The sequence below is a fragment of the uncultured Campylobacter sp. genome (assembly GCF_938045345.1).
GTDB lineage: Bacteria > Campylobacterota > Campylobacteria > Campylobacterales > Campylobacteraceae > Campylobacter_B.
In genome coordinates this window covers 1-8,383 of the sequence record NZ_CALIMS010000055.1, presented here as the reverse complement: position 1 = coordinate 8,383, position 8,383 = coordinate 1, and the positions used below count along the sequence as shown (strand labels likewise).

General features: G+C 47.9%; 5 protein-coding genes. 4 read left to right on the top strand and 1 reads right to left on the bottom strand.

The window, feature by feature from the left end:
- The first annotated feature begins 880 nt into the window (after positions 1 to 880).
- Genes trpB through Q0144_RS09505 form a run of 3 tightly spaced genes read left to right on the top strand, consistent with a single transcriptional unit; the run spans position 881 to position 3,963 of the window.
- The gene (trpB, locus tag Q0144_RS09515; RefSeq protein ID WP_298063697.1) at positions 881 to 2,062 is read left to right on the top strand and encodes a tryptophan synthase subunit beta; all 1,182 of its coding nucleotides are present in this window, start codon (positions 881 to 883) and stop codon (positions 2,060 to 2,062) included.
- The gene (gene trpA / locus Q0144_RS09510; RefSeq protein WP_298063694.1) at positions 2,055 to 2,801 is read left to right on the top strand and encodes a tryptophan synthase subunit alpha; all 747 of its coding nucleotides are present in this window, start codon (positions 2,055 to 2,057) and stop codon (positions 2,799 to 2,801) included. The genes trpB and trpA overlap by 8 nt, the downstream gene beginning before the upstream one ends.
- A 10-nt stretch (positions 2,802 to 2,811) precedes the next feature.
- Positions 2,812 to 3,963 (top strand): hypothetical protein, encoded by a 1,152-nt coding sequence (locus Q0144_RS09505; protein ID WP_298063692.1) that lies wholly within the window; start codon positions 2,812 to 2,814, stop codon positions 3,961 to 3,963.
- Between the two features lie 238 nt (positions 3,964 to 4,201).
- Here the strand turns inward: Q0144_RS09505 and Q0144_RS09500 are convergent, their stop codons facing one another.
- The gene (locus tag Q0144_RS09500; RefSeq protein WP_298063691.1) at positions 4,202 to 6,298 is read right to left on the bottom strand and encodes a TonB-dependent receptor; all 2,097 of its coding nucleotides are present in this window, start codon (positions 6,296 to 6,298) and stop codon (positions 4,202 to 4,204) included.
- Between the two features lie 486 nt (positions 6,299 to 6,784).
- On the opposite strand from Q0144_RS09500, the gene yedE reads away from it, so the two are divergent.
- On the top strand, positions 6,785 to 7,846 hold the full coding sequence (gene yedE / locus Q0144_RS09495; RefSeq protein WP_298063689.1) for a YedE family putative selenium transporter: 1,062 nt from the start codon (positions 6,785 to 6,787) through the stop codon (positions 7,844 to 7,846).
- The last annotated feature ends 537 nt before the right edge of the window (positions 7,847 to 8,383 follow it).

The window sequence follows — 8,383 nt, the reverse complement described above, 5'->3', positions numbered from 1 at the left end:
AAGCGTACCATATGCAAGCTATAAATGCCCTAGGGCTGGGGATATCCGTCAAGAGACGATAGGCTCTTGACGGATATTTATAGTGTGTCTTTACGTCGTATTTTACCTTGTTTGACGTATTCGAGACGTTTTAGCGCTTTATAAGGGTTCTCTTTTTTAGACTATATTTTTTGTATATTACGCTTACGCGTAAATCTGAAAATATACCCGCGTATTTTTAATATTGTGCGCGTATTCTATCAGTTTGTTTTAGTTGCTGTTTCTTGCGCGATATTGTTAAATATTTTTATGCAGTGAAAATTTAATAAATTCTATCTAAGGGGCTTTTAAGATCTTTCCAATTATAATCCCCGCGCATAAGGACGAAGAAATGATCCTTAAGCGTCTGTCTATTTATAGATAGGCACTTGAGACATTGAGTGAAAATGGATTAATTAGCGTTCTTAAGGTTTTAAGCCTTAAGCTAAATTACTTAAGGTTTGTAGCTTTTTAACTCGTCTTTGCTTATTTTTAAAGTTTCCTTAAGAGATGACAAAATATTTTTATATGGTTTTAAAAAAACTGTATACGGATATTCTGTAATCGCGTATTTCGGGGAGTTTTTGAAGGGTGTGCAGATTGTCGGGGACACCATTGCTCTTTTTGAAATATTTTGCTTTCAAATTTAAGCCTTCATATTCCATATAGAATCACGTTATAAAATTTACTTGTAGTTCGTGAAACCTTGAATTGTAAATTTCAAAATTTACTATCTTGCGCCGCGCGTTTTTGCGGCTGCATATCCGATAAATTTAGAAGAGCGCCGCAAAAGGTGCCGTCAAAAAAGCGAAATTTAACGCGAAATTTTATATAATCTTGCGATTTAATGCGAGGAGATAGGATGAATAAAAAGGCGTATTTCGGGAGTTTCGGCGGGCAATTCGTGCCGGAGACGGCGATGTTTGCGCTCGAGGAGTTGGAGGATGCGTACAACACCATAGCGCGGACGAAGGAATTCAAAGATGAGCTAAGTTACTTGCTGCGCGAATATGCGGGGCGTCCGACGCCGCTATATCACGCCACGCGCCTTAGCGAGCACTACGGGCATGAAATTTATCTAAAGCGCGAGGATCTTAACCACACGGGCGCTCATAAAATCAACAACGCCCTAGCGCAGGCGCTACTAGCTAAAAAGATGGGTAAAAAAAAGGTCATCGCAGAAACCGGCGCAGGCCAGCACGGCGTGGCGACGGCGACGGCAGCGGCGCTATTTGGGCTTGAGTGCGACGTGTATATGGGCGAGACCGACGCCGCGCGCCAACAGCTCAACGCCTTTAGGATGCAGCTTTTGGGTGCAAATTTAATCAAAATCGGCACCGGTTTAAAAACGCTCAAAGAGGCCACCACCGCGGCGATTCAGGCGTGGGTAAACGAGATCGAGAGCGTATTTTACGTCATCGGCTCGGCGGTCGGGCCGCATCCGTATCCGAAGATGGTTAGGGATTTTCAAAGCGTCATCGGCGCCGAGACCAGATCGCAACTTGCGAGCAAGGGGATTAAAGCCGATTACGTCCTAGCCTGCGTGGGCGGCGGAAGCAATGCGATAGGAATTTTTAGCGCGTTCGTGGATGATCCCGCTGTGCAACTCATCGGCGTCGAAGCGGGCGGCTTGGGCGCACAAACCCCTTATCACGCGGCGACCATCACTAATGGGCGCGCGGGCATCATCCATGGTATGAAAACGATCGTACTGCAGGATAAATTCGGCATGATCGAGCCTGTTCACAGCATCTCGGCGGGGCTTGATTATCCGGGCGTAGGGCCGGAGCACGCGCATCTGCACGAGATAAGTCGCGCAAAATACGAAGCGGTAACCGACGATGAGTGCATCACGGCGCTTAAACTGCTCTGTAGGCTTGAGGGCATCATCCCTGCGATCGAAAGCGCGCACGCGTTAGCGTATTTAGAAAAGCTCTGTCCGCAGCTAAAAGGCAGAAAAACGATCGTAGTAAATGTAAGCGGCAGGGGCGATAAGGATATGGATACCGTGATGAATTATAAAAAAGGAACGATTTATGGATAAGATCAAGGCGGCCTTTGCGGGCAAAAAGGCGAACATCGGCTACATCGTGGCTGGCTATCCGAGCCCAGCGCACACGAAGGAGTTTTTGTCAAATTTAGACGAAAGTGCGATCGATCTGCTTGAGATCGGCATCCCGTATTCCGATCCGCTCGCAGACGGTCCCGAAATTTTTAAGGCGAGCTTCTCCGCGGTGCAAAACGGCGTAAACGCGGGCACAGTATTTGAAATTTTAAAAGGGGTGCAAACGCGCAAGCCGCTCGTGTTTTTGGTCTATTACAACGTGATCTTTGCCTATGGCGCGCGCGAGTTTGTATCCAAGGCGGCGCGCTACGGCATCAGTGGACTGATAATCCCCGATCTGCCGTATGAGGAAAATGAGGAAATTTTCGCACTTTGCGAGGAGTTTGGTATCGCGCTCATTCCGCTTATCAGTGTTACGAGCGAGCACCGCGCCGCGCGAGTTTTGAGCCGCGCTCGAGGCTTTATCTACGGTGTGGGTGCTATCGGCGTGACCGGAAGCAAGCAAACTCCGATTTCGCGCCTTAAAAATATGGTCGCAGATCTTAAAAAGATGAGCGATCTGCCCGTAGCGATTGGCTTTGGTATCCGCACTGCCGGCGATGTTCGCGCTACGAAAGAATACGCAGACGGCGCTATCATCGGCACTGCGATCGTAAATTTATGCGCTAACTACGGCGGGCGCGAGCTGCAAAATAAGATCGCCGAACTTTTTAACTAACGGAAAAAGCATGAAAAAGATATTTTTGATTTTAATCGCAAATTTTTGCCTCGGCGCCAATCTGATGCAATACGATCTTTTCAACCACGACGACAGCGTGGACATCGCCTTGGCGTTTGACTCCGCATACAAGCCAGACATCGTGCGCCGCGTCGATGGGCAGTCGATGAGCCTTATTTTAAAGGGGCTCGGCGGCGATGAGAAATTTAACGAAATGCGCACCAATCAAAAGGTCTTAAAAAGCTTTACGATAGCGCCTAAGGGCAAGGATATCGAGATCAATTTCCCTACCGGAGCCGATCTATCAGTCGATGCTCTTACTCAAGACGGCAATTTAAAGCTCATTTTGCGCGTAAAAAACCCCGCTTTCGATCAGAGCAAGATGAGCGTAAAGAGCGAGGCGAGTGAGATGGCGCAAAGCGGTAGCAGCGGGGTTTCCGTGATGCCGATAATCGTAGCGTTACTGCTTGCGGCTGCGGCTTTCGTAGGCGTGCGAAAATTTTTATCACACAAGCCGCAAAAAAGTATCGACGAGACATGGCGTGTCTTTGAAGACGACGCTAGCATAGAGGGCGCTGACGTGGACGAAGCGGGCATAGATGAAATTTTAAACGACTCCTCTTTTAAAAATCAGAGCGGATCAAAGAACGCAAATTTTATCAATTATTCTGACTCGCAGGAGTTTGCGAAGAAAGATGAAGCCTCTGCTTTAAATTTAAAAAATTCTAACGACTCAAAAAGCGTAGATGGTGCAGATTTTTTAAGAGGCGAGAACGTGAGCGAAGAGAGCATGCGCGATAAATTTTACGATGAGGTTGCGCGTGCCGAGCGTTCGGAAGCTACGGAGGCGGACGAAAGCTCTGAGAGCGCCGAGAATATAAGAGCAGAGGATAAAATTTCGCCGCTTAAAGTAAGACCTGCCGAGAGTGGCACGATGGAATTTCGCGAGGGAGCAAAGGAAAGATCGGATGCAAAAGAGCCCAAGGTTTCGGCATTTAGAAGCATTTTAGAAAATGAGCTGCTTAGCTCGGATACCGCAAGACCTAGCGACGTGCGAGTAGAGCTGGTGCGCGAGATCGACGAAAGTAATGCTGCCGTAGTGCTAAGCTTCGCGGGCAAAAAACATCTAGTAGTGTTAAAAAGCTCCAACGCTATCGATTGATGAGGCGTGGAATTTCGCAGCTTGCGGGCTTTGCAACCCATAAAATTTTGCAGTTTGTTAAATTTTAAAAATTGCGGAATTTTATAGCGCTAGAAATTTATGCCACATTTAAGCCCCCATCGCCAAAAGGTCGCGATGAGGTTAAAATTTAAGATGAGGTTTAAATTTGAAAAGAAAGAGGGGCGAAAGCTCGGGTAAGTTTTAAAATTTAACTCGTGCCTCGCCACAAAAAATTAATCTAAAATCTTACTTCCAAATCGACGTAGAAATTTCGTCCAGCACCCACCACCACAGTCTCGCGCGTGCGGTTTGCGTTGATGTAGTGTCGATCGAAAATATTATTTACGCCAAAGCTTACGTCCGCGCCGTCAAGGGCCGGAATAATGCCGTTTTTGATCTTGTAACTTCCTCTAAAATTAGCGATCGTAAAGGACTTATCTACATAAAAATACTCCCTCCCGCGTGCAAAATATGAAGCGGGCTTGGAGTGAGGCTTGAAATAGCGGCTTACTTCAAAGCCTAAATTTAGATCGTGCAAAGGCGAGTAGGAGGCGTGCACGCTTAGCTTTTTGGCGTGGTTATTGATGTTTTCGTGCGTCTTTTTATTGTAAATTCTAAGTCGCTCGAAGCTCGCGCCGAAATCAAAGTCCTGCGTTTGGTAGTTTGAGCTTAGCTCAAAACCATGCCTTTTGGCTTGATCGATATTTTGATACTGCCCGTATTGTTGCGAAAAGCCGCCCGGCGGCACGCCAAGATGCGGTAGCGGCTTAACGTCAATCATATCTTTGATATTGCCGTTAAAGTAGATAAATTTCATATTGAAGTGATCGTCCGTAAAAATTTCATTCTGTTTAAAACTAAATCCGACCTCGTATTCCTTGACGGTCTCGGGCTTTAGATCGGGGTTTGGGATGTAATAATACATTCGGTTTATCGGTCCTGATTGCGATGTTTCGTGCGGCGTAGGCGCGCGGAAACTCTCGCTATATCCCGCTAAAAGCGTAAGTTTATCAAAGAGAGTATAGGCAATCGCCGCGCGCGGAGAAAATCTCGAATCTTTAAATTTAGCGGGTTTGCCTTTGATGTCGCGATCGAATCTATCGTATCTACCGCCCAAGGTAAGCTCTAAATCATCGTGCAAGCGGATCAGATCCTGCGCGAAAAGCCCGTAGCTATTGTATTCGTTCGGAAAGGAGGCGAAATCTCTTAACGCTCCATTTTGGATAAAGATCGCATCCTCTTGCCTATTTTCGTAATCGCCGCCGAAAGCGAAGCTATGATTTAAAAAGCCCGTGTCGAATTCCGAGATATTTTTGAGCTCTAAGCCCTTGCGATCGTCTTTATTGGCGTAATCTAGCGTGCCCGTAGGTTGTTGATCTTTATAGCCGCGTTTATACTCGGCTCTGCTTTTATAAGCCTTGAAAGACATATCCACTAGCGGGCTTTTCGGTGTAAAATTCCAATCAAAAACATAATCTCTTTGGCTTAAATTTCCGCTTACGAAGAGATCTGAGTCGTTTTGCCATAGCGTTTGCCACATCGTGTGTAAATTTTCGTCGTAATCAAAGGCACTAAAACTTATGCGGTGATCGTCCAAGTTCGCGCCGATTTTGAAAAATCCCGTATCGATGTGCTCGTTATTAAAGCTCTTGTCATACCCCTCGACATAGTGCGTGCCGCCGTCTGCGAACTTGACGTTGCCGTAGCTTGCGCGCTTGCCGTAGAGTAAAACGTCGATCGGAATTTCTTCGCCCTTGCCATAGACCGCGCCGCGCGTGCTATGCATATTGTTTGATTCTAGCCTCTGCCCCAGCATCAAGCCTATGTTTTTGCCCTCGCTTAGATAATCGCTCGCACTTTTGGTTTGCATATTTACGATACCGCCGATCGCGCCCGAGCCGTGAAGCACGGACGAGGCGCCCTTTATGACCTCGACGCGCTTTAAGATGTCGCTATCGGTGCGAAAAGATGAGATCATATTTGAGTAAATTCCTAGGCTTCTGCGCACGCCGTCTTGCTTGATAATGACGCGCTCGTCGCTTTGATATCCGAATCCTCGTATCTGAAACTGCCTGCCGATCTGTCGCCCCATATCCATACCGCCGTCAACGCCCGGTATCTGCATGATCGAATCGATCACGTTGGTTTTGGCTTTCATATCCTTGGGGGTTAAAATTCCGGCCGAGCCCGCATATTTTAGGTTATCGACCGCGCTTACCGTCGCTTGCACGACGATTTGGCCTAGATCTTGCGACTTCGTGGCGTTGTTTTCGGCCGCATTCGCTCCGCCTATTGCGCCTATCGCAAGCGGCACCAATAAAATTTGCTTTTTCATGCCTCGACCTTTAAAATAAAATTGAAATACATTATTATATATCTACATACTTAAATAAGGTTGAAATTTAATTTCAAAAACATTTGAAATTTGTTTTTATTGGTGGAAAGTACTGCCCCCGTCTAGGCCGCTTGCGCGTTTTGGCTACGTCATGCCTGCACTCTATTTGCGCCATTTCTGTCCCCTCAGCTCTGGTCTACCTGTATCCGTTTGTATCGTGTTCCGTATGACCGCCTCTGTGCCATGGCTTTTCGTTTCGATTCGTTTGCGCCACGCTCAGGTTGCTAAATTTGGCACTTCTATCGCAGCAAAGAGTCTAAATTTAAACGCTCTCGATTTGCTTGCGTTTAAATTTAGCGGCCGCCCGCGCGATTTTAAAATTTAGTTTTTTGCAAATTTAGATCGGAATTTATTTACTTTTTATTTTACAAAGGATAAAATCGCGCCTAAGAGATCGGTCGATCTAGATTATTTCAGGATCTTTTCATGAATAACGTTAAATGGTACATCATCGCAGGCGCCGTGCTAGGCGTGCTGGGTGCGGCGCTGGTGCATTTCGGAAACCCGGGCAATATGGGCGTTTGCGTCGCTTGCTTTTTGCGCGACACCACTGGCGCGCTGGGCTTTCACCGAGCCGCCGTGGTGCAATACATCCGCCCGGAGATCATAGGGCTCGTGTTCGGCGGCTTTTTGGCAAGCGTGCTTTGGACGCGAGAGTTCGCGCCGGTTACGGGCAGCTCGCCGTTTGCGAAATTTTTCTTAGGGATTTTCGCGATGATCGGCTGCCTTGTATTTTTGGGATGTCCGTGGCGCGCGTTTTTACGCCTAGGCGGCGGCGATCTGACCGCGCTAGCCGGGCTAGCGGGTTTGATCTGCGGCGTACTCATTGGGTTTTTGCTTAAAAAGCGCGGCTATGAGGCGAGTAAAGAGGCAAGACTTAGCGGCGCGATCGGAATTTTGCCCGTGATACTGGGTGCGGCGCTACTTGCGGCTTTGGTTTTCGGACTCAAAACGGGCGAGGGCGGCGCGCTTTTTATCTCCGCTAAAGGTCCCGGCGCGCAACACGCAGCGGTAGGCATCTCGCTGGCTGCGGGCATTATCGTGGGCGCGGTGATGCATAGAAGCAAATTTTGCAGCGTCGGCGCGTTCGGTAGAATTTTCCGCGGCGATTTCTCGATGTTTTGGGGCGTGCTAAGCGTCATCGCGTTTGCGAGCATCGCAAATATCGCATTTGGGCAATACAAACTCGGCTTTGAGGACCAGCCTATCGCTCATAACGATTTCGTTTGGAATTTCTTGGGTATGGTGCTCGCAGGACTTTGCTTCAGCCTCAGCGAGGGCTGCCCGGGCAAGCACCTGGTGCAGGCCGGCACGGGAAATTTAAGCTCGGGCGTCTTCGTTATCGGCATGGCGGCGGGCGCCGCGATCGCGCATAATTTCTTGCTCGCAAGCTCGGCTAAAGGCATCACCGAGTTCGCTCCTTACGCGGTTGCGATCGGTTTTGTTTTCGCGCTTTACGTGGGGATTTTTCAAAGACGCGTCGGCTAGCGCGAGCGTTCGGCTCGGCACAAGGGCTATGACGCTGCTGGCATATAAAGCACCGAGCCGCGACGGGCGCCGGGTTACAGAGCTCGCTCGTCGCGCATTCACGGCGCTAGACGTGAGCGGCAGGCACTTTGTTGCGGAGCTTGGCTTGATTGCGTTCTTACGGCGCCACGCCACTTGACTCAATGGCGAATAGCGGATATGTTTTGCTGCAAAATTCGGCAATAATTTATCGCAAAAATATTGAAAGTTAAATTTAGCGGCGCGGATCACGCAAGCGCAAAATATGTAGCCAAATTTACCGCAGAATTTACGTCGCGTCAAAAAGCCGCAACCGACATAATCATGAAATTTTAAATTTACGCACAATCACCAAATTAAATTTTAAATTAATCATTTGAAACCTAATCATCGCACATAAATTTAATTTAGAATTACGTGTTTAGGTGATATCCGTGCCTTCACTGGACAAAATTCTAAGAAATTTTACTCATTGGTAGACGCGGTATCTGCAGTCTTGGATCCCGCTTGCTCTAGCTG

Coding starts and splice junctions, on each gene's coding strand:
- trpB (WP_298063697.1), top strand. CDS start 881: ATGAATAAAAAGGCGTATTTCGGGAGTTTCGGCGGGCAATTCGTGCCG.
- trpA (WP_298063694.1), top strand. CDS start 2,055: ATGGATAAGATCAAGGCGGCCTTTGCGGGCAAAAAGGCGAACATCGGC.
- Q0144_RS09505 (WP_298063692.1), top strand. CDS start 2,812: ATGAAAAAGATATTTTTGATTTTAATCGCAAATTTTTGCCTCGGCGCC.
- Q0144_RS09500 (WP_298063691.1), bottom strand. CDS start 6,298: ATGAAAAAGCAAATTTTATTGGTGCCGCTTGCGATAGGCGCAATAGGC.
- yedE (WP_298063689.1), top strand. CDS start 6,785: ATGAATAACGTTAAATGGTACATCATCGCAGGCGCCGTGCTAGGCGTG.